The organism is Ramlibacter tataouinensis, assembly GCF_027941915.1.
Classification (GTDB): Bacteria; Pseudomonadota; Gammaproteobacteria; order Burkholderiales; family Burkholderiaceae_C; genus Ramlibacter; species Ramlibacter tataouinensis_C.
Genome location: NZ_CP116009.1, coordinates 3,937,495 through 3,958,804, shown reverse-complemented (window position 1 = coordinate 3,958,804; position 21,310 = coordinate 3,937,495). Strand labels below are relative to the sequence as shown.

Here is a 21,310-nt window from a genome sequence, read left to right as displayed (position 1 = left end):
GCCGTCGACCCGCTTCGTTCCTGCGTGAATGGGGTCGATGCCCTTCAGTACAAGCGCAGGGCCAGCTTTCCGGCCACGGCCAAGATCGGCAGCCCACCAATGTCGTAAGTGTTGGACATCGAGGCGCCCGACTTGGGCTTGATGGTGCTCCCGCTGGCAACCCAGGTGTTGCTCATGCTGGCACCCGACTTGGGCTTGAGTTCCTTGCCGTCCCACACCCAAGTGTTGGACATCGACGCGCCAGATTTAGGCTTGATCTCCTTGCCATCGAACACCCAAGTGTTGCTCATGCTGGAGCCAGACTTGGGTTTGAGTTCCCGGCCATCGCAGACCCAGTCTCGGGGAAGATCGATTCTGTTTGTCATTCCTCGCCTCTTTCGGTTCTACATCTTGACACAGATGACCTGGGTAGGGAAGCTCGGACAGTTCATTCAGGTCAGAGGCGATAGTGAGGATCATCTTCAGCCGCAAGGGCTTCGATTCACAGTACGGCGGCGTGCCTAGCCCCCTCCTGCCTGACGGCGGCCTCACCTCGTTCCCTATTCCATCGCGCTACGGCCGGCCGATAGACGACCTGTCGTTTCGCGGCCGGCCACTTGTCGATTTGGTCAACGACCTCAAGGGCGGCGTTGGGACGGTCCATCTGGACCCGGACCTGGAGGCTGACTGCGTGCCGCGCCAGCCAGGCTGGCTGCCGACCTTCGGACAGGTCGGAGGCGCCCAGTCACATCTGGCCAATGAAGGCGTGGGCGTGGGCGACGTCTTTCTCTTCTTTGGGTGGTTTCGCCAGGTCGAGCAACACCAAGGGCGTTGGCGGTACGTGCGGAGCGCACCGCACATCCACAGCTTGTTCGGCTGGCTGCAGGTCGGCGAAATCATTCCGGTGCCCAAAGCATTCTCGCAGGATGTCTGCGTTCGCTACCCCTGGCTGGCCGACCATCCCCATGTCCAGCACGGAACAACGATCGGCACTAACAACACGCTCTACGTCGCAACCCAGCACCTCACCTTCGGCAGAAGGCCGACCAATACGGCCGGCGCGGGCATGTTCCGGCGCTGGACCTCGTCTTTGCAACTGACCGAGCCAGGCCGCAGTCGCTCCAGGTGGCTTCTGCCCTCGTGGATGTCGCCCGAGGCGGGAATGCCAGCCCTGTCACTGCATAGCAAAGAAAGCCGCTGGGAAACGATTGGCAACCGCGTGCGGTTGCAAACAGTCGGTAAGGGGCAGGAGTTCGTGCTGAACATGGGCGAACACCGGGACGGTATCGCCTGGGTGCGGAGTCTTATCGAATCTCACAGCATCTGAACAGCAGTCGGAAGAAGGGACTGAAGAAGCATGGCCATTAGGGGCTACAAACTCACCCACGACAGCGGCTTCGCGCCGAACCCATTTCACGGATGTCTGACACTGGCAACCTGCCGCCCGCCGGTTCGTCGCTGCCGCAAGCCTGGCGACTGGATCGCCGGATTTGCGTCTCAGCAACTGGTCGTCAGGGCGCGGCAGAACGGCGTGACCATCCCGTTCATGGGACTGATCTATCTGGCCAAGGTGTCCGAGGTGATCCCGCTTGCGAGCTACTTTGAGGACCAGCGCTTCGCTTTGAAGAAGCCCAAGAAGGGCAGTCCACATGAGATCGAGCGCGCTGGCGACAACATCTATTTCCAAAACGCGCAGGGCCATTACCGGCAATTGCCGAACGACCATCACCTACCCGGAGACATGGACCACGACCTGGGCGGCGTCAACTCCCTCATCTGCAAGGACTTCTGGTACTTGGGTCGGAAGGCAATCGTGCCAGAGGGTGGCTGGGGCTCAATCCTCGGGTCGCAGGACATCGGGTCCGCGCGTCTGTTTGCGCTGCCGGCGGACTTCAAGGACTCGATGCTGGCCATCTTCCACGCCAACGGTATCAAGCCGGGCGTGAACGCCGATCCGTGTCTTTGGAAAAATCCTGCTAGTCCCCGGTCAAGCTGCGGAGCAAGGCGCGCGGCGTAGCTCACAGAAGTCACCTTAGTTGTCGTGCAATGAACGAGTACCACCCGCAGTTCTGGTTTCGCGCCGAGCACGTCGCCTCGGAGTTCAACAGACAAGGGGAAGCGTGCATTGCCCGATGGCTGCGCGAACAGCTCATGAAATTGGGGTATCAGGCGGCTGCACCCGAGCAGGCCTCCTGGGGCCAGCGCATTCGCATCGGAGGATCTCACACCGTTCTTGTCGACTGTGCTGCGGCCCGTCTCATCACGGACTCGCGATCGGCGCCCCCTTGCTGGATCGCTGAGGTCGTCTACGAAGGCGGCATCGAGATCCCTCTTGAAAGCAACGTCGCGGCCCTGCCCACGGTGGCACGGGTCGGACGGGACATCGATGCCATTCTGGCCGCCGACGCTCAGGTTTGGTATGCCTAGCGTCTCTACCCGTGTCATGGTCCCGGGAAGCCCGAAGGAGCCACGCAGCGTGACGCCGGCCGAACAACAGCTTGCCGTTCCGTCGATCCACTCTATGATGAGCTTCCGTTGAGCGCGCCTTCAGAATGAGTGAGACATCCCTTATCGGCAAGGCCAAGGAGCTTGCCGTCGCCAGTCAGCTGGTGCGCATGGGCATCCATGTTTTCATGCCGCTGGTGGACAACGGCATCGATCTGATCGCCGCGTCAAGCGACGGCGCAGTCTTGGTCCCTGTTCAAGTCAAGTACAAGGCGACCCGCACCGGCTTTTCCTTGGACGCGAAAAAGGCAGCTGGCTATCCCAAGACGACCGTACTTGCATTCGGCGCCGAGGGGCACGACCAACGCGCAGAGCTGGAAACCTTCCACTTCTTCCCTGTTCTCGATTGGCTCCACGAGGCGGAGAAACACGCAACCGGGCGGGAAGACGGCAAGCTAGTTGTCTATAGTGGCAAGTCCGATCGGGAATGGATCGTCAATCACCGCGGCGATAGAGGTATCCGAGGTGCCTTTGCCGCCATCTTCGAGGCCAACGAACGGAGTGCATAGGAGACACCTTCCGCGGCAACCTCGTGCTCGTGAGCGTTCTGAGGAGGCGGGCTTGGCTCCGCACTTCTCTTGCGGAGCGGCACCAGCGGCGGTGCGCGGCAGAGGGCGTGGTTAGCTGATCACCCCTGAGCTTTGAGTTGAGCCAAGTAGCGTCTACTGAGCACCGAAGAAGGCCGGCGCTTCCGACGCGCGCGTGGTGCATCCTCCAGCTCAGCGCCGAATAGGCGTTTCACCAACGCCGCAGCTTCAGAGACGATGGGGGTGCGGCACCCGTGATATGCCACTCGCAACGCTTGTGACTGGAAGTCGATGGTCACCGCTATCAGGATGGCCATACCGGTCAATGATCTTCGGCGTGGCGCAGCTCGTCTCGTATCTCTCACGGATCATGACCCTCTTGCCTGGCGATGTGATCTCCACGGGCACGCCCAAGGGCCAAGTCCAGTGTTCCTAAAGGGCGGCGAGACAGCTTGGGGTGAGCAGCGCCAGAAAGCCGTGCGACATCGGCATCACTGGTAACCCGGTGGACAGCGCTGGAGTGCGATGTCAGAGTTCACTTCGGTTCGGCACTACGCTCGCTGTGAACTGCTTCGTACATTACCCCAAGCCCTGAGGAAATTCGTAGGGACTCGGATTGGCAAGACCGCTTTCAATACTCACGAGATCTGCGAGAGCGTCCCTTTCTCGGAGTCGCCCACGCACAAACGCCTCAAGTGGATCGAGCAGGTACGCTCCGGAAACAGCTGCAAGCCGCTCTTGGAAGGGAAGATTTATTGGAACTGGTCCACGAGAGAACCATGCTTCCGACAGCGCGTGCTCAGATTGGTAAACGAATTTGAGGTGGGGAAACCAGTGCCTCAAGTCCTCCGCAATCCATTCGACCCGTGATTCGCGAATCCGATCGACGCCGTAAAAGGCCCTAAGGTCATCCGCGGTCATCAGGATGCAGTCCAGCCCACGAAGCCATGCCTGGATCGCAAGAAGAACGAGCAAGGACCCTGACGGCCACCCAAATTCCCCCACCCGTGGCCACCTGAAACTCCCCCACCTGAATTGATCGGGAGAGGGTAGTAGGCCGGCGCCGCCGGCCCCCTTTGGACAGGACGTTGACTGACCTCCCGAGAGCGGAGGTCGAGGAGTTGAACGTCTTGAGTGCCAACAAGCAAACCACCATCCAGACGCTGCTGGCGATGGGCAAGAGCCAGCGGGAGATCGCGCGGGTCACCGGCATCGACCGCAAGACCGTGAGGACCTACCAGCTGAAGCTGGCGGCGGCAAATTCCCCCGGGGTGGCCACCGGCTCGCTGCCTGAGTCGGCCGAGCAAATTCCCCCACCCCGGCCACCGGCTCACACCTCGGCGTGCGAGCCCTGGCGCGAGTTCATCGAAGAGCAGCTGAAGCTGCGTCGAAACGCGATGGCCATCTACCAGGACCTGGTGGACGTGCACGGCTTCGGCCACGGCTACAACAGCGTCAAGCGGTTTGCCGCCCGGCTGCGTTGGCGCGAGCCCGAGCAGTTCGACCGGCTGGAGTTCGCCCCGGGCGAGGAAGCGCAGGTCGACTACGGCGAAGGCGCGCTCACCTTCGATGCGGTGACCGGACGCTGGAAGCGCCCGAGGCTGTTCGTGATGACGCTGCGCTACTCGCGTCGCAGCTTCCGCCGCGTAGTCTGGAAGAGCGGCCAGCAGGAATGGGCGCGGCTGCACGAGGAGGCCTTCCGCTACTTCGGCGGCGCTGTGCGCTACGTCGTTCTGGACAACCTCAAGGAAGGAGTCGTCAAGCCCGACCTGTACGAGCCCGAGCTCAACGCGGTGTACGCGCAGCTGCTGGCGCACTACCACTGCGTTGCCGACCCCGCGCGGGTACGTGATCCGAACCGCAAGGGCACCGTGGAGTCGGGAATCCAGCACACGCAGGCCACCGCCCTGAAGGGGCGCCGCTTCGACTCGCTGGCCGCGCAGAACGAGTTCCTGGAGCTGGGAGAGCACGTGGGCGGCCAAGCGCATCCACGGCCGCGAGAAGCGCCAGGTACAGGCCATGTTCGAGGAGGAACGCGCCAGCCTCACGCCGCTGCCGGTGGGCCACTTCGCGTTCTTCGAGGAGCTGGTGCGCACGGTCGCCGACGACACGACGGTGCGCGTTGCCAGCAGCAACTACGCTGCGCGGCCGGCGGCCATCGGCTCGAAGGTGACGGTGCGGCTGTACGCGCACCTGGTGGAGATCCGCGACCGGGAAACCAGCGCGCTGCTGCGCACGCACGCGAGAAGCGAGCGGCGCGGCGCAGTGGTGCTGCCCGATGAGGAGCGGCCGTTCAACCCGAGCCGGCAGACCGAGCTGCTGTGGAAGCTCGCCGCAGAGATCGGGCCGCAGTGCGTGGTGATCTGCCGCGAGTGGTTCGCCCGCGAAGGACGTGTCGGCCAGCGCCGCATGTGGGGGCTCGTGGGCCTTGCGCGCCGCCATCGTGCAGCCTTGGTGGAACAGGCCTGCGCGCAGGCTTGCGTCGAAGCACGCGTGACACTGAAGGCGATCACGGCGCTCGTGGTGAAGCTGGCCGAAGCGGCAAGCGCGCCCGAACAGCGCGAGCTCGAACTGACGCAGCGCGACGACCTCATCCGCGATGCGGGCGACTATGCCGACTTCTTCGCCGCCGCCGCGGCTGCGCAGCTGACGCGGGAGTGGCTGCAATGAGCATGTCGATTGCCGAACTCGAACGCACGCTGGCGCAGCTGCGCCTGTCCGGAGCGCGCGACACGCTGCAGACGCGCCTTGAGCAGGCAGCGGCCTCGCAGATGAACGCGCAGGAGCTGCTCGCGCTGCTGCTGCAAGACGAGCTCGATCGCCGGCAGTCTCGTCTGATCGACAAGCGCTACAAGGACTCGCGCCTGGACGAGAAGGTCACGCTCGCGGAGATCGATTGGTCGTTCAACCCGAAGGTGCCGCGTGCGGCGTGCTTCGAGCTGCACACGCTGAAGTTCGTCAGCGAAGGCGCCAACGCCCTTCTGATCGGCAAGCCCAGCACGGGCAAGAGCCACGCAGCCAAGGCGGTGGCCTACCACGCGGTGCAGCAGGGGCTGAAGGTCGCCTACGTCGAGACCGACAGCGACTTCGCGCGCTACGCGCTCACCGATGCGCGCGAGCGCGAGCTGATGCTGCAGCGCTTCCTCGCGGCGGACCTGCTGGTGCTGGACGATCTGTTCCTGGCCAAGCGCGTCTCCGAGACGGCCGCCGAGTTGCTGCAGACGCTGGTGCACCAGCGGCATCGCCGGCGCGCCAGCGTGCTGGTGACGTCCAACCGGGTCATCCGCGACTGGGGCACTTACCTTGGCGACATGACGATGGCCTCGACGATCCTGGACCGTCTCATGCACCGCTCGCGGCTGCTGGAGTTCGAGGGCAAGAGCTACCGGCTCAAGGAAGCCGCGCAGCGGCTCGCCATCAAACCGCAGGCGGACTGACGCGGCCCTCCCCGCCCGCCGTGGACAAGCCACCCGCCCACAGGACAAGCCTGTGGACGGCCCCCGCGGGGTCCGTGGCTTGCCCACCGCTCCCCGGCGCACGCCTTCGGCCTGACGCGCTTCGCTTGCCGAACAGCCGTCAAAGAAGAAAAGACGAAAATCCCCCTCGTCCTGGCCTGGGGGAGTTTGACCCGGCCACGGGTGGGGGAGTTTGAGGTGGCCATCGGGGGCAAGGATGAGATTTCGCGGGCGACAGACCTCTCGCACCATGTCCAACTCCAACTTGGACTGTGCGCCCTGCGTTGCCGCGCAACTCCTGCTTGTGCAACTCAGGCATAGGTTGTTTTCACCAGATCGGCCGCGGCGCGCACGGGGGACGTCATGGCATCCCGGTAGTCCGCGGCCTGCCGGGCGGCAACGTATTCCCGCACTTCCTCCAGCGCATCGTCAACGGTCGGAGGAAACACAAACTTGACGAACACTACCATCAGTTCCATCGCGAGCACCAGCAGAAAGAATAGCCCCCACGCGATCTGAACAAGCGGGTTCTGCATCGCATAGCTGTGGAACGCCTCGAAGCGGCCTAATATGCCCGACTCCTTGCGCGCAACATCCCCAGCGCTCGCCAGTCCCGCCCGCTTGTTGGCCTCAATAGCCCGCAAATTCTGCTGTGCTGCAACGAGATCTTGACGAAAGCGCTCCGCATTCTCCTCGAGAAGATCGACGATAGGCCCACGTCCGCGGCGCCCACTTCCGCAGCTACCATTGGCTTCGCAGGCGGCGTTCCTCACCGCCTCTCGCCACAACACCTCTTTGCGCTCAACCTCTTCTCGCAGATGTTCTAACTGCGGGTTCAACGTCTTTTCGATGTCCGCCGCGCGCGAGTCCTTGAGTTCCTGCACGATCTCTTTCTCAAAGATGACCAGGTCGACGATCGAAGCACCGAGCACGGCCATGATGATTCCGAGCATCATGCGAGCCGCATTCACCCAGAAGCTGCGTGGGGCGGCGATTACGAGGCGCTCGACCAGGTAAACAAGCCCGGCGCACCCCACTGCGACAGCGAATGCCTGTACCTGGTCTATGTCGAACACCTGGCGCGCAAGCAGGTAAGCACTAATCGCCCAAAGGGCGACCGGTAGATGAATAGCCAGCCCGAATGCGATCGTTCGTTCGCAGGTCGACCTGTGAAGCTGGCGGATGCTGCGGGGGTCTGCTCCGGCGATCCAGAACAAGTAACCACGGGGGAGCATCACTCACCCTGCAGCAGAGCTTCAAAGCGGATGACGTGGGCCAGTCCCTGCCGGAAACCCATCTCGTAGTGGTTCAAGGCTTCAGCGACCCAGCCCGAGTGCTGCTCGGCCAGCGCGATCTGCTCCATGCACGTTTCGATTTCGCGCCTCAGGAAGCTGCAAGCCGCATCGATTCGATTCGTCATCGCGGTCTCGATGCCGTCGATGGAGACCTTCATATCCTCCAGGCGGCCGAGCCGAAGCTGCTTGCCCTGGACGATCTGCCGAAGGATGTTTTGGAACCTGGAGACGATTTCCGACTTTCCCAATTGCAGGGACTCCCTGCTTCTCAGCACCGCGCCGTTGTGCCGTCCGAGGCCGAAATGGCTCTCATGGAAGAAGGCGCGAACATCGGGCAAGTTAAGCAACTCGCTTGTGCCTCGAGACGGCTGAGCCCGTGCCAGCTGCTCGGGGTAGATCACGTTATCGACCTGATCGGAAGTCGAAGTCGAAGCCGACATCTGAACTGCAGTTTCTGGCGGAGCTTGCGGAGTTGGATCTTGCGGACCGGGCGGCGGTACGGGTCGCCTGGCCTGACCGATCCCGAAAATCGATAGCGCCTGTACAAAGCTCATTACACCCCCGAGCGAAAGGCCGAAATGGCCAACAGAGCTTAGCTACGAAGATGCCCGATGACTTGGGACGGCAGGGGCAATCCAGGTAGTTGATTTGTCCTCTTTGATTGCTGTCGGCCATGCTTCGAAGCAGCAGTCGAGAGAGGACAACTGCGAACTGCCACCATGCCAGAGGGCCGCGCCCCCACATAATCACTGTGACCAAGCAACGAGACTTTGACCGATCAGGTGACGGAATGTCTGTGGCATTCTGTTGAGGTGCGGAGCCTATTCATGTTCGTGGTGGTCGAAGCCTTCTTGAATCCGGGCGAGCCATCCGATGCGGAATACCGGGTGCGCCCTGTCAGTGGCCAACCATTTCCTTCAACCATGCGGGTGCAGTGCTCACGAGCGATGCGCAAGGCATATCCACTAGGTACAAGCTTTCGCTTGCCGGTGGAGTACGTCCAGCCCGAGTACAACGTGCTCCCTTCTTACGGGAGATCGGCAGGCGGTCGTGGGACGAGTATCGCTACCCGTGAATGGTGCGGTCGCAGCCGCCGTCTCTGCAGATCAACGATCCAGCCGCTCGCCATCAACCTTCTCGAAGGTTCGACGTAGATGTTAGGCCGGGAACTAGGAGGAATCGAATCGAGTAGTGATGGCAGCGGGATCTAGTTGCGCGGCCGTACGTCGCGCCAGCGGCCAACGTTGGGCCGGCTGAACCCGCGCTCCTGAAGGAGCTGCAGCGCGGTCGCGATGTCCGCGACCGCATAGCCCTGAACACCCGGGTCGGGGCGGCCGACCTCGGGCGGAAGCGCCATCTCCCAGCCGGGAAACACCGGCCACGGCACCAGCCGGTGCAAGCCATCGCGATGCTGCACACGCACCCACGGGTGCCCGTTGGGCGCCAACAGTACGGCCACGGAGGTGTGGTGCTCCGACTGCCAGGGCCAGGGCGTGCCGGCGATCAGTGCGGCCAGGCCCCTGCCAGCATTCGGGCGCGTCTGCGTCGTGGCGACCGAGCTAGCCTGCCCCCGAACTTGGCGGAACTGCTCCTCACGCGCTTGGAGAACACGCCGCTCCTTTGCAGCGCTCGCCAGAGCCGCCGCACGCACCCGATCCTCGTCCTCGAAGCGGGCGATCAAGACTGCTGTGTTGTCCGGCATGATCTGCCGCTCTTCTTCAGTCAGCAGCCGGCTCGAGCCCACGCCAAACTGCGCTTTGCCGAGCGACTTGGCGCTGCCGTAGCGCTTGCGAAAGCACGTGGACCCGAGCACCAGTATGTGGCCGTCTTCCTCAACAACATGGACGGCCGCGTACACCCTATGGTGGCAACCGGGCTGCTGACACCAAACCGGCCGCGCTGGGTCCAAGGCACGATGGCGCGCAGCCGCGCATTTGCAGGCGTGAAGGGCGTGGCGACGTTCTGGCTGCCAGTTATTCGGACATTCTCATTGATCACTGGGCAGGTTCCCGGGTGTCTTGCGGTGATCCCAATCGTGTAAGTGACGCGCGCGGCTCCTAATGTGCGGCCACCTTTGCCGCCTTGCGAGTAAACCAGCCGGACACCGTGACAACCAGGAAAAGGGCGATCAACGGTCGATTCACAACGCAGCTCACCAAGACCGGCAGGATGAAGGTCAACCCGAGCAGCCAATGCTTGAAGAAGTTCCGTTCGTAGCCGTGCTTGCGGCTTTGCCCAAGATTCGCGTCAAGCAGGAGCACTGAGACGACGAACAGCAGGCTGAACACCTTGAATAGCGGAGTGGTGAGTGGCGTGTTGCGCCCCTCACCGGTGAACAACGAGCCCCAACCGACTGTGGCCACGATCGCCAGCAGAACTCCCCAGCACACGATGTACATCGCAAGCGTGGCCTTTCTGGCCACCTTGTAGTTTTCACGTGCGATGTTCCAGCTTCCGAAGAAGATCGGCCTGTGCTTCCATATCAAAATGGCCAGCACCACGTAGGAGAGCACAGTGAAGATCACCTGCTGAGCTTACCTCACTTGAATTGCTCCCCTTATACAAAGAAGCCTTTAGCGCCGGCCCGTTAACCGGAAAGCCGCACCTGATCTGATCCCTGTGCCGATCTATAAGGATCCAAGCATTGAATACGGCACTACTATTTTGATAGCGGCCCAGCATCTTCCTCTATAAGGATTGGGCTGGCAGGCGGCAGTCGATGCAGGCACTCCCTAGCCCGTCCACCATCCTTCTAGGACTTCCATCCCCTACAGCATGAGCGCCCAGGACACGCCAACCTCCATCCGCGGCATTCAGGCAGCGGCGCCGTACCTGGATTTTTTTTACCCTTGCGCTCGGGGAAGCGCTGCTGACGAGTGCAAAGGCAGCGAAATCCCCTGCCCTGTCTTATGCCCCGCACCGCGACTTCCAAGCACGCGGCTGACGTGCTGTCGATCCTCCTTGTTGTAAGTGGGTCCCTTCGTTTCCGAGTTTTCCACGGTTACGCGGCATCAGCCTCCCTCAACAGCGCTCTCGCGGCTAGAACGTCTTGACCTGACTCTTTGGCGCAATGGTCGTTCCTGCTGCGGCGCCTCCCCTGATTGGCCCGTGCTTGCCGTCCTGCCAGGATCAAATGATTGATAACCCGACTAACCGACTCAATCGGCTCCCCGCCCGCGGTGACTCGGAGGCCACTCGCGATTCAGAAAGCTGGTGGACTCCGGAAACTTGACAGACCAACCCCACACAAGGGACGGCAAAGATAACCCTCAGATTGCAGGCACTCGTCTGGCAGGGTCTGGGCGATTGGCGGGTACGTCGCCCTCCCCCGTGCGCGTCCAACTGCTTGCCGGACCGCCGATGCCGGCGAAGGGCGAATCAAAGGCCCAATGTGATCCGGCGGAGGCGAGGTGGTGCTCCGCGATGGATGGTTCATCTCCTTCCCAGATGCTCGGCCGATCCCATCTGACAAGAAGCAGCTATATGGGGCGCTGGACTGGCTGCTCGCAGCGGCTTTCCCCTTTCGGCGCTCCGTCTGGAAAAAAAAGCTGCCTCGCCGGCGATGGCCTGCAGTGCAAGGTTCCCTGACGGTGGCCTGCCACTGGAGGACTCCAAAACGTAGACTTTTCTCCTCACCATGAACCTTGCACTTGACTCTGCCGCAGGGTGCAGTAACAATCTGTACGTGCACATCAGTGCGCCATCGGGTGTTACGCCCGATCCGCGTTCTTTGAATGCAGTAGAGCTGAACGAGTGAGTCAAGGTCTCGCAAGAGACGTTCCGGTTTCCGGAACTTGACCGGGGCGTTAGCAGCCCTCCGACCTGAGCGAACGAAGAGCGCCGCGGGTCATGGAAGAGCTGCCCGAACGCGACGGTTGTTGAGCGTCAAACCAGGCACCTGGACCGTAGTTGGTTGTTTGTCACTCGTTTCCTTAGAGCGTTGAGCGCCGGGGTCGTCCCGGGATAACTCTAAGGAGGTGTTTATGTTCGTAAGGACTAAATCCGGCTCTAGGTGCTGCCGTGCCCGCACGGCTAAAAGGAAGCGCCGTGTGCGGTGTGGATCGCCCATGGCGTCGAGTGGAGCCAACTATGCGTTCGAATGGTTCTTCGCCCTGACCCGGCTGGGATCCATTCTCAAATCTTTGTTCGACATGATCGAATAGAGTAGGTGCCTGTTTTTTATGCGCCCAACATACAGCGCGCAGCCGATTGGCAGTCTTCAATCACTAGGCTTGGCCTTGGGCCTCAGCCCTTCTGCGCTCATCACCCTCGCGAATTCGGCATCGTCGCGATATTCCACCTTCGAGATACCCAAAAAGGACGGTCGAGTTCGCCAAGTCTGCGCGCCTATGCAGGATCTCAAGATCGTGCAAAAGAGGATTAATCGCGCAATTTTCGAGAAGGTCACCTATCCGAGTTACTTGTACGGCGGCATAGCCGAGCGGGATTACGTCCGGAATGCGAGGGTGCACGCAAACGCCAAATCCTTGATCGCCTTAGATGTTCAGGATTTCTACGACAGTATCCCTGCAGACGAAGTCTTCAGTATCTTCAAATTCTTCTGCCGATTCCCGGATCCTGTCGCACGCGCCCTAACAGATCTAACCACGCGCCACGGCCGAGTACCGCAAGGCGCATGCACGAGTTCGCACATCGCGAACTTGGTGTTCTTCGACACAGAGCACAGGATTGTCCGTGAGTTGCAACAGCAGGGCCTGCGGTACAGTCGGCTGCTAGACGACATCACTATTTCCGCAGAGAAACCGCTGACGCGGGAGCGAACCAGCAAAGTTGTACATAAGATCAAGCTCCTATTGGCGAACAAGCACTTGAAGCTCAAGGGGAATAAAACGCGCGTTTGTTCAAACAGCAACCCGGAGGTACCCATGGAGGTAACCGGATTGTGGTTGAATCGTGGCGCGCCGAGGGTCTTTAGATCAGAGCGACATGACATCCGCGCCGAGGTATTCAGGCTTGAGCGTATGTACGAGCTGAGTAGCAGTGCCCCCGATTATCATGAGGAGCACAACCGAGTTTCGGGACGCATCTCAAAGATCGCCTATGTCGGCCATTTTGAAGCCGAAAGGTACCGCGCCAAGATTAGGAGCATATTACCCATCTACGATGGGAAAGAAGTGGTAAGAACCATGCGTTTGGCAAGAGTAGTCTGCGCTACGCCAATTCATCTCCGCGGAAGTCTCTCCTACTTGGAAAAATGGCATCAAGTCAACTACCGACTAGGTCTTCTCGCTCGAACCAACAAGGGTCTAGCCGCGAAATATCGAGCCCTGCTCCAGAAGTGCCTGCCTCCTGTGTCGAAAGAGGAGCTTCTCTATGGATGAGAAAGATCAGATCGGATTGATCAAGGTCTACTATCCGGTAAAAGGTTTCGGCTTCATCACGAGAACCTCAGGAAAGGACGTTTTCTTCTATCGAGATGCTGCTGATAAGGAAGAGAGCCTGATCGAGGGTAGTACGGTGAGATTCGATGTTGAACGAACGCCAAAAGGTCCGAGAGCTACAAAGGTAGTGCGCGTCTCTTAGGTGTAGGGACACTCTTTCGCATGTGGGGCTCGCGCTCATTGCTTTGTCGCCATTAACTCACCTTCTGACCGCAACAAAAACTCGCAGCCGCGTCGCATCGCTCGCCGTCATTCTCAAGACGTTCGATGTTCTCTCCATACGCTGCCCGCTGTGTCAGGATGCCTGCTTGCATGGCTCATGTGACGACCGCTTAGAATTGATGAGTCTAGCGGTGTCTCAGTGCTTCAGGCTCGTTGCAAGGACGCCCTGACAATCTGGCGCCTCGGCAGGACCATTACGGAGGGTGAGGTACGGAATGACAGCCAGCGGTACCCTCCTCCAGACGAAGGCTAATGCCCAACAGCTCGAAGCCATTCTTGCTACTGACGGTCCCGTACTGATCATCGCGGGGCCTGGGTCGGGCAAAACGTTCACGCTTGTCGAACGGATCGTTCATCTGATTACCCAGAAAGGAGTCGCCCCGGAGTCGCTGCTGGTGGTCACCTTCACGGACAAGGCCGCGCGCGAGCTGACCACCCGAATCTCCAACCGCCTGATCGAGCTAGGCATCCAGTTCAATTTGAACGAGATGTACCTCGGCACGTTCCACTCCATATGCCTGCGGCTGCTCGAGGATTACCGCGAGTTCACACGGCTCAAGCGCAGCTTCACGCTGTTCGACCAGTTCGACCAGCAGTACTTTCTCTACCAGCACATCAAGGAGTTCCGTGAACTGCCCGGTGCCCAGCTCGTCATGGGTGACGACCAGACGGGCCGCTGGGCGCAGTCAAAGAACCTGCTCAAGTGGGTCAACAAGGTCAGCGAAGAGGCGCTCGACGTCACCACGCTGGCGGCGGCCCCAGAGCCGGAAATCCGCGCCCTGGCCACCTGCTTTGCCAAGTACCAGGAGCTGCTGCACGAGCACAACTCACTGGACTTCTCCGGCATCCAGTACGAGGCGCTGCAACTGTTGGAAAAGCGCCCCGAGGTGCTGGGGCAACTGCGCGGAAAGATCACCTACCTGATGGTGGACGAGTACCAGGACACCAACACCATTCAGGAGCGCATCCTCCTGCTATTGGCGGGCGAGCGCTGCAATCTGTGCGTGGTGGGCGACGACGACCAGGGCCTGTACCGCTTTCGCGGAGCCACCATCCGCAACATTCTGGAGTTCCCCGCGCTGTTCGATGACGGCCAGTGCAAGCAGGTCAAGCTCACCGTCAACTACCGTTCGCACCCGGACATCATCCGCTTCTACAACGAGTGGATGAAGGAGCAGGTATGGGACGACGGCACGCGTGTTTTTCGTTTCGCCAAGCAGATCGTCCCGCGCGAGGACGACTTCCCTGACATGCCCACGGCGGTGCGGCTGGCCGCCAGCGATGACAAGGGCGACACCACCAACTGGCACGCTGAGGTGCTGTCCTTCCTCGATGGACTGAAGGCATCCGGCCGCCTTGCCGACTGGAACCAGATCGCCTTCCTGTTCCGTTCGGTGAAGAACCATAAGGTGGTGGCGCTCGCACGCTTCCTCGAAGCCGAAGGTGTGCCCGTGTTCTCGCCACGCTCGAACATGTTCTTCGAGCGCGAGGAAATCCGCCTGATGATCGGCGCGCTGATCTTCCTCTTCCCACAGTTCCCGAAGGTGCGGGCATGGGCCGAAGGCGTGCATCTGGACATCTGGGACTACTACGACCAGCTTTGCTTCAAGCCCTTCACGGACGAGCTGCGCAAACCGGAAAACAAGCCGCTGCTGGATTGGGCTCGCCCGCTGGCCAAGCGCCACGCCGTGCTCACGCAGAACACAGACTACGCCTTCTCCGGCCTGTTCTACCAACTGCTTCAGTTCCCGCTGTTCTCGCGCTTCCTCACCGAAGAAGCCGTGCAAGGCGTGGACAAGGGGCGCGCGGCGCGCAACCTCGGCACCTTCTCCAAGCTGCTCACCAAGTTCGAGTACCTGCACTTCGTCAGCGTGTTGAATTCGGAGTGGCTGGAGAAAAACATCCGCGACCTGTTCAACCAGTTCCTGCGCTTCCTTCAGGACGGCGGCATCGGCGAGTACGAGGATGAAGCCGAGTACGCGCCCAAGGGCTGTGTCTCGTTTCTGACCATCCACCAGTCCAAGGGACTGGAGTACCCGGTGGTGGTGTGCGGCTCGCTGGAGGCGGTGCCGCGCAAGCAGTACAGCGCGCTTGATGTGCTGCTGGAGGATGGCGGATACCTCTCCAAGGAACGCTTCGAGCCGCTCGACCACATCAAAAACTTCGACTTCTGGCGACTGTTCTACACGGCCTTTTCGCGTGCGCAGAACCTGCTGGTGCTGGCGGCGCAGGAGAAGCAAGGCCAGGGCAAGTCGCCGTCGAAGTATTTCGAGCGCCTGTTCTACGAGCTGCCCAGTTGGCGTGACGTCGATATGTCGGCGCTGACCTTCGAAGCCGTCAAGCAGATCAACCTCAAGCGCGAGTACTCGTTCACCTCGCACATAACGGTGTTCGAGAACTGCGCCGAGCAATACCGCTTCTTCAAGGATCTGGAGTTCGCGCCCATCCGCGAGAGTCCGATGCTGTTCGGTACTTTGGTGCATCAAACCATCGAGGACATCCACAAGACCGTGCTGCGCGGCGAAGAAGGCACCATCACCTTCGACGCCATCAATAGCTGGTTCTCGGCCAACTACGCGATGCTGTCGAAGAAGGAGCGCGTCTACCTCGCGCCCAGCTCGCAGCAGGCGGCGCTACTGCACGTCGTGCGTTACTACGAGCGCGAGAACGGCAACTGGGATCGCATCAAAGAGGCCGAGGTTGAGATTTCGCTGGTCAAGGATCACTACATCCTCAAGGGCAGCGTCGACCTGATTCGCGGCGAGCGCAACACGGTCGAGATCATCGACTTCAAGTCGGAGAAGAAGCCCGACATGGAAAAAGACCGGGATCGCCTGCGTCAGTACCAGCACCAGCTAGAGGTGTACGCCCACTTGGTGGAAGAGCGCACCGGTCAGAAGGTCAGCCGAATGCATCTGTACTACACAGGCGAGGACGGCGGGAATCCTTACGTGTCGTTCACAAAGGACGACCGCGCCATCAACAAGACCATCGCGCGCTTCGACGACATCGTGACACGCATCGAGCGGCAGGACTACCAGATTGCAGCACGTCCTGCCAAGCTGTGCCTGAGCTGCGACATGCGCGCCTACTGCGACAACAAGAATTGGGAATTCAGGAACCTCGACACATGAGCAAGAACACCCCAGCGCAGGACAGCCTGCAACTGGCAACGCCCGACGTTGGCACCACCAACGTTGAGAAGTATCAGTTTGAGCCCATCAAGGGCTACCCGATGCTGAACTGGCGCGGCAAGCGCCCGTTCAAGTCGACTCAGTATTACCCCGCACAATTGAAGGAAGTTCACGGCGAGGAAGTGGACGGATGGCGCAACAAGATTTTCTGGGGCGACAACCTTCAGGTGATGAGCCATCTTCTGAAGGAGTTCAGAGGCAAGGTCGATCTCATCTACATCGACCCACCATTTGACTCGAAGGCTGACTATAAGAAGCAGATTTCTTTGAAAGGGAAAACTGCGGCGAATGACCGATCTTCCTTCGAAGAGAAGCAATACACAGACATTTGGGCTAACGATGATTATCTGCAATTCATGTATGAACGCGTCGTCGTCGCAAGGGAACTACTCTCGGAGACAGGAACGCTGTATTTGCACTGTGACTGGCACAAGTCCCATCATCTTCGATGCATACTAGACGAAATCTTCGGGAGCGAAAACTGCCACAACGTGATCACTTGGAAACGATCGCACGCGCAGAGCAACACCGGGCAGGGGGCCGTTCACTTTGGACGGGTCTCCGACACTATTTTTATCTACTCAAAATCTGGAAAGCCGATCTGGAATCCGCAATACGTGCCGTATACCCAAGACGTCTTGGATCGAGATTACAAATATACGGACGAGAAGACTGGCGAACGATATCGACTAATGCCTGTTGACGGGCCAGGGGCGCGTCAAAAGGGAACCCGTACTATGAGTTCCTTGGCGTCACTGGCTACTGGAGGTATTCAAAGGAGACAATGCAGGAACTGCATGACAGGGGAGAGATCGTTCTCTCATCCACTGGACGCTCCTTGAGCAGAAAACGGTTTCTTAAGGATGCAAAGGGAACACCGGTGACCGACCTCTGGGATGATTTGAACCGGGTTAGTCCCACATCAAACGAAAGGCTCGACTATCCGACTCAGAAGCCAGAAGTACTGTTGGAGCGAATAATCGCCAACTCGTCAAATCCCGGGCAGATCGTACTTGATTTCTTTATGGGATCAGGCACCACGCTTTCGGTTTCCACGAAGCTAGGTCGCCGATTTATCGGGGCGGACATTAATCTTGGAGCAATTCAAACAACGTCCAAACGGCTCATCCGCCTAGCAGACGAATTACGCCAAAGACCACTTGACCCGAAAATAAAGTTCTTTCCGGGGCTCGAGGTGTACAACGTCAATCACTACGACGTTTTTCGCAATCCTATTCAAGCCAAGGATCTGCTGATCGAGGCGCTTGAAGTTCAGAAACTCGAATTCAGCACTGTGTTCGACGGAGAGAAGGACGGGCGCATGGTCAAGATCATGCCCGTCAACCGCATCGCCACGCGCGCCGATCTGAACGAGCTTATCGCTGGCTTTGACTACAAGGCTTGGCAGCGCAAACAGAACGAGAGCCCAAACCGTCCGGTCGAGAAGATCGCCCTTGTTTGCATGGGCCACGAACCTGACTTGGCCGCACAACTGGAACTTGCCGCCAAGCCTTTCAAGATTGACGTGGAAGTGCTCGACATTCTGCGCGACAAGGCCGATTTAGAGTTCAAGCGCGATTCGCAGGCCAAGGTGTCCATCAAGATGGGCGATTTGGTCATCGAGAAGTTCTACCCGATGAACCTGCTGCAAAAGCTCTCGCTGCAGAAGGAGTCAGTCGAGGACTGGAAGGAGCTAGTCGAGTCGGTGCTGATCGACTGGAATTTCGACGGCGCAGTGCTACAACCGGCCGTGGTCGATATTCCTGGCAAGGACTATCTAGTCATGGGTGCGTACAAGGTGCCGGATGACGCGGGCACCATCCGCGTGAAGATCACCGACCTGCTCTCGGAGTCGTGGGAAGGGAGCGTTGGCAATGGCGACTAAGCGTGCGACCGGCAAGGCAGCCAGCACGTCTGGTGCGTCGCTAGATTTCGCCTTCTTCCGCTTTCTGCGGCAGTTCCACCAAGACAACCGCAGCGCGATTCGCCAGAACTACAAGGAGCTAACCCGCAAGTTTCTCGACTTCAACAACCCGGAGAAAAACCCCAAGGTCTTCCTGCGCCAGCCGCAGTTCGAGGCACTGGAGACCTACGTCTTCCTCAAAGAGTTCCTCGGCAACGCCAAGGTCGAGGAGATCTTCAAAGCTTGGTACGAGCGCAGCGGGAAGTTCGAGGGGCGAAAATTCGGTTCCTTCCTTGGCACCGCCGGGCAGGAAATGTTCCAGTTCGGCGAATCGGACGAGCTGGAGCTGAACTCGTACAAGCTGCTGTTCGAGAAGATGCGCAAGAACTCGCGCGCTTACCCGAACTACATCTTCGCTCTGACGATGGGCACCGGCAAAACCATCCTGATGGCTACCTGCATCTTCTACGAGTTCCTGCTGGGCAACAAGTTCGAGAAGGACGCACGCTACTGCCATAACGCGCTGGTGTTCGCACCAGACAAGACAGTGCTGCAATCATTGAAGGAGATTGAGGCGTTCGACCTGACCCGCGTGGTGCCGCCGGAGTACGTCAACTTCCTGACTACGCACCTGCGCTTCCACTACCTTGAAGACGCGGGCACCTCGCTGGATACGCTGGATCGCTCACGCTTCAACATCATCGTCTCCAATACGCAGAAGATCATCCTCAAGCGCCAGCACAAGGAAAAGACCTCTGTCGACAAGCTGTTCGGCGCGACCGGCGATACCCTGGCCGCCAAAGGCGTCTACGCCGATGCCGCCGATCTCTACAACTTCGACCAGCCCGAGGAAGAAGGCGAGCTAGCCACCAATCAGCGCTTTGAGAAGCTGCGCCGCCTGGAGCAGTTGGGCATCTACGTTGACGAGGCTCACCACGCCTTCGGCAGGGCACTGGCCAAGGACATGGGTGTCGGGGTCAAGGAGTCGGACACTAGCCTGCGCACCACCATTGACATCCTGGCCGCCAGTCTAAACGCGGCGGGCACGCGGGTGGTGGCCTGCTACAACTACACAGGCACGCCCTATGTGGGGCGCGAGGTGTTGCCGGAGGTGGTCTATGCCTACGGCCTAAAGGAAGCGATCGACAAGGGCTTCCTCAAGAAGGTCACGCTGCACGGCTACTCCAACACCCGCACCAACGAGTTCGTTGATATCGCCATCGAGAGCTTCCTGAAGGAATCGGGCGAGCTGCGTCCGGAAGGACTCTTGCCCAAGCTGGCCTTCTTTGCGGCAACCATCGACGAGCTGACCGGTGAACTGCGACCAGCAGTGGAGCGTGCGCTGCTCAAGCACGGTATCCCCACCTCGCGCATCCTGGTCAACGTGGGCGACGATAAGCTCACCACCAACGACGACATCCGCGAGTTCAACCGGCTGGATACCGAAGGCTCGGACAAGCAGTTCATCCTGCTGGTCAACAAGGGCCGGGAAGGCTGGAACTGTCGCTCGCTGTTCGGCGTGGGACTATTCCGTGAGCCCAAGTCAAAGATTTTCGTACTGCAGGCCACGATGCGCTGCCTTCGCGCCGTCGGGGAGGCCCAACACACCGGCCACGTCTTCCTGTCGGATGACAACCTGGAGACCTTAAACAACGAGCTGCAGCAGAACTTCCGCATCAGCGTCGACGAGCTGCAAAAAACAGGCAAGGATAAGGAGCCGGTGCAAATCCGCGTCGTGGCGCCACCGGTCAAGATTAAGCTTGTGCGTGTGCACAAGCAGTACCAGATGCGCGAGAAGAAGCTTGTGCCCGGCCAAACGCTGGGCCTCGACCGAGCGGACAGGGAAAGCTGGAATGCGTTGATCGAGAAGTACCGCCTGATCGAAACACAGCAGGACGGCCTGACTGCTGCCGACGCGGCGCGTGCTTCCGGTAGTCGCACCTTCGACCTGACCTCGCGCCGGGAAAAGCGGGTGTTCTCACGACTGTCTCTGGTGGCCGAGGTGTCTCGCTATCTGAACCGAAGCCCGCTGGACATCGAAGAGTTGTTGGAGGCGACCAAGGAAGGCACCGACGAACTGGTGGCGATCACCAATGAGTTCAACGGGCTTCTGTACGACGAGATCATCCCGCGTCTGTTTCGCCAACTCTACGACTTGGACGAGTCACAGCAAACCGAGGAGCACGAGGTCGATCTGATCAAGATGCCTCCGAACGGTTACTACGAGGTGTCGGCGGCGAAGGACAAAATCGTCCGGATGCACGACGCGCAGATCAAGGACGAGGAGCGCGCCAAGAGCTTCCATCTCGACACCTACTGTTTTGACTCCGGCTCTGAGAACTTGCTGTTCTGGGATCTGTTGCGCGAGCGGCGGGTGAAGAAGATCTACTTCACCGGGATGTTGACCCACGGCCAGTCCGACTTCTTCATCCAATACATCGACCCCGATTCACGCACTGTGCGCAGCTACTACCCCGACTTCATCTTCCAGCGAGAAGAGCTGGATGGCAGCCTGAAATACGTAATCGTCGAGGTAAAGGCCGACAACCAGATCGAAGATGCCGTGGTGCAGGCCAAGAAGGACTTCGCCCACCAGATCGCGGTGGCCAGCGGGATGGAATATCGGATCATGAAGTCCACTGACGCTGATAAGCGACACTATCGGCTGCTTCTGTAGTCGAAAAATTCGCCCATTCTCACTCCGTCGCGTGCTTGGGAGATCAGTCTCTTCATACCCGATTTCGCCATCAGTCGCGACTCACTTCGCCTGGATCTCGACGGTGAACTTCCGGTCAAACCAGCAACCGGGGCGCATGGTGCGCTCGGGT

General features: G+C 59.8%; 16 protein-coding genes and 2 pseudogenes. 13 read left to right on the top strand and 5 right to left on the bottom strand.

Annotated features, from left to right (window positions below):
- Nucleotides 1-44: 44 nt before the first annotated feature.
- Nucleotides 45-365 carry a hypothetical protein gene (locus PE066_RS19040; RefSeq protein ID WP_271234099.1) on the bottom strand — a complete coding sequence of 107 codons (321 nt, stop codon included), beginning with the start codon at nt 363-365 and terminating at the stop codon, nt 45-47.
- Between the two features lie 83 nt (nt 366-448).
- Between PE066_RS19040 and PE066_RS19035 the strand changes: the two genes are divergently transcribed.
- The 7 genes and pseudogenes from PE066_RS19035 to PE066_RS19005 all read left to right on the top strand — a co-directional run bounded on the left by PE066_RS19035 (nt 449) and on the right by PE066_RS19005 (nt 6,448).
- Entirely contained in the window at nt 449-1,306 is an 858-nt protein-coding gene (locus tag PE066_RS19035) for a hypothetical protein (protein ID WP_271234098.1), read from the top strand.
- 30 nt (nt 1,307-1,336) lie between these two features.
- Nucleotides 1,337-1,996, top strand: coding sequence for a hypothetical protein (locus PE066_RS19030; RefSeq protein ID WP_271234097.1), 660 nt, complete (start codon nt 1,337-1,339; stop codon nt 1,994-1,996).
- A gap of 29 nt (nt 1,997-2,025) precedes the next feature.
- A complete protein-coding gene (locus tag PE066_RS19025) occupies nt 2,026-2,406 on the top strand; it encodes a hypothetical protein (RefSeq protein WP_271234096.1) in 381 nt (126 codons plus the stop codon).
- A 125-nt stretch (nt 2,407-2,531) separates the two neighbouring features.
- Complete coding sequence (locus PE066_RS19020) at nt 2,532-2,993, top strand: hypothetical protein (protein WP_271234095.1); 462 nt, start codon at nt 2,532-2,534, stop codon at nt 2,991-2,993.
- A 299-nt stretch (nt 2,994-3,292) separates the two neighbouring features.
- Nucleotides 3,293-3,512, top strand: a pseudogene (locus PE066_RS21470) (fumarylacetoacetate hydrolase family protein); the annotation flags it as partial.
- 620 nt (nt 3,513-4,132) lie between these two features.
- Nucleotides 4,133-5,681 (top strand): annotated as a pseudogene (gene istA, locus PE066_RS19010) (IS21 family transposase).
- Complete coding sequence (locus tag PE066_RS19005; protein ID WP_440480547.1) at nt 5,678-6,448, top strand: ATP-binding protein; 771 nt, start codon at nt 5,678-5,680, stop codon at nt 6,446-6,448. Before istA ends, PE066_RS19005 begins: the two are co-directional and overlap by 4 nt.
- 329 nt (nt 6,449-6,777) lie before the next feature.
- Here the strand turns inward: PE066_RS19005 and PE066_RS19000 are convergent, their stop codons facing one another.
- From PE066_RS19000 to PE066_RS18985, 4 genes are all read right to left on the bottom strand, one after another.
- Nucleotides 6,778-7,683, bottom strand: a complete 906-nt coding sequence (locus PE066_RS19000) for a DUF4407 domain-containing protein (protein ID WP_271234093.1) — start codon at nt 7,681-7,683, stop codon at nt 6,778-6,780.
- A gap of 17 nt (nt 7,684-7,700) precedes the next feature.
- Nucleotides 7,701-8,201, bottom strand: coding sequence for a hypothetical protein (locus PE066_RS18995; protein WP_271234092.1), 501 nt, complete (start codon nt 8,199-8,201; stop codon nt 7,701-7,703).
- Nucleotides 8,202-8,968: 767 nt separating this feature from the next.
- Nucleotides 8,969-9,619, bottom strand: a complete 651-nt coding sequence (locus tag PE066_RS18990; protein ID WP_271234091.1) for a hypothetical protein — start codon at nt 9,617-9,619, stop codon at nt 8,969-8,971.
- Nucleotides 9,620-9,818: 199 nt separating this feature from the next.
- The gene (locus PE066_RS18985; protein ID WP_271234090.1) at nt 9,819-10,286 is read right to left on the bottom strand and encodes a hypothetical protein; all 468 of its coding nucleotides are present in this window, start codon (nt 10,284-10,286) and stop codon (nt 9,819-9,821) included.
- 1,824 nt (nt 10,287-12,110) lie between these two features.
- Between PE066_RS18985 and PE066_RS18980 the strand changes: the two genes are divergently transcribed.
- From PE066_RS18980 to PE066_RS18955, 6 genes are all read left to right on the top strand, one after another.
- Nucleotides 12,111-13,103, top strand: coding sequence for a reverse transcriptase family protein (locus PE066_RS18980; RefSeq protein ID WP_271234089.1), 993 nt, complete (start codon nt 12,111-12,113; stop codon nt 13,101-13,103).
- Nucleotides 13,096-13,305: a retron Se72 family effector protein gene (locus tag PE066_RS18975; protein WP_271234088.1), complete on the top strand. Its 210-nt coding sequence runs from the start codon at nt 13,096-13,098 to the stop codon at nt 13,303-13,305. The genes PE066_RS18980 and PE066_RS18975 overlap by 8 nt, the downstream gene beginning before the upstream one ends.
- Nucleotides 13,306-13,600: 295 nt before the next feature.
- Nucleotides 13,601-16,519 carry an ATP-dependent helicase gene (locus PE066_RS18970; protein WP_271234087.1) on the top strand — a complete coding sequence of 973 codons (2,919 nt, stop codon included), beginning with the start codon at nt 13,601-13,603 and terminating at the stop codon, nt 16,517-16,519.
- On the top strand, nt 16,516-17,421 hold the full coding sequence (locus PE066_RS18965; protein WP_271234086.1) for a DNA methyltransferase: 906 nt from the start codon (nt 16,516-16,518) through the stop codon (nt 17,419-17,421). The genes PE066_RS18970 and PE066_RS18965 overlap by 4 nt, the downstream gene beginning before the upstream one ends.
- Nucleotides 17,364-18,464 carry a site-specific DNA-methyltransferase gene (locus PE066_RS18960; protein ID WP_271234085.1) on the top strand — a complete coding sequence of 367 codons (1,101 nt, stop codon included), beginning with the start codon at nt 17,364-17,366 and terminating at the stop codon, nt 18,462-18,464. The genes PE066_RS18965 and PE066_RS18960 overlap by 58 nt, the downstream gene beginning before the upstream one ends.
- Nucleotides 18,454-21,159 (top strand): TnsA endonuclease N-terminal domain-containing protein, encoded by a 2,706-nt coding sequence (locus PE066_RS18955; RefSeq protein WP_271234084.1) that lies wholly within the window; start codon nt 18,454-18,456, stop codon nt 21,157-21,159. Before PE066_RS18960 ends, PE066_RS18955 begins: the two co-directional genes overlap by 11 nt.
- The last annotated feature ends 151 nt before the right edge of the window (nt 21,160-21,310 follow it).

Coding starts and splice junctions, on each gene's coding strand:
- PE066_RS19005 (WP_440480547.1), top strand. CDS start 5,678: ATGAGCATGTCGATTGCCGAACTCGAACGCACGCTGGCGCAGCTGCGC.
- PE066_RS18965 (WP_271234086.1), top strand. CDS start 16,516: ATGAGCAAGAACACCCCAGCGCAGGACAGCCTGCAACTGGCAACGCCC.
- PE066_RS18995 (WP_271234092.1), bottom strand. CDS start 8,201: ATGTCGGCTTCGACTTCGACTTCCGATCAGGTCGATAACGTGATCTAC.
- PE066_RS18970 (WP_271234087.1), top strand. CDS start 13,601: ATGACAGCCAGCGGTACCCTCCTCCAGACGAAGGCTAATGCCCAACAG.
- PE066_RS18955 (WP_271234084.1), top strand. CDS start 18,454: ATGGCGACTAAGCGTGCGACCGGCAAGGCAGCCAGCACGTCTGGTGCG.
- PE066_RS18975 (WP_271234088.1), top strand. CDS start 13,096: ATGGATGAGAAAGATCAGATCGGATTGATCAAGGTCTACTATCCGGTA.
- PE066_RS19040 (WP_271234099.1), bottom strand. CDS start 365: ATGACAAACAGAATCGATCTTCCCCGAGACTGGGTCTGCGATGGCCGG.
- PE066_RS19030 (WP_271234097.1), top strand. CDS start 1,337: ATGGCCATTAGGGGCTACAAACTCACCCACGACAGCGGCTTCGCGCCG.
- PE066_RS18960 (WP_271234085.1), top strand. CDS start 17,364: ATGCAGGAACTGCATGACAGGGGAGAGATCGTTCTCTCATCCACTGGA.
- PE066_RS19025 (WP_271234096.1), top strand. CDS start 2,026: ATGAACGAGTACCACCCGCAGTTCTGGTTTCGCGCCGAGCACGTCGCC.
- PE066_RS19020 (WP_271234095.1), top strand. CDS start 2,532: ATGAGTGAGACATCCCTTATCGGCAAGGCCAAGGAGCTTGCCGTCGCC.
- PE066_RS18980 (WP_271234089.1), top strand. CDS start 12,111: ATGCAGGATCTCAAGATCGTGCAAAAGAGGATTAATCGCGCAATTTTC.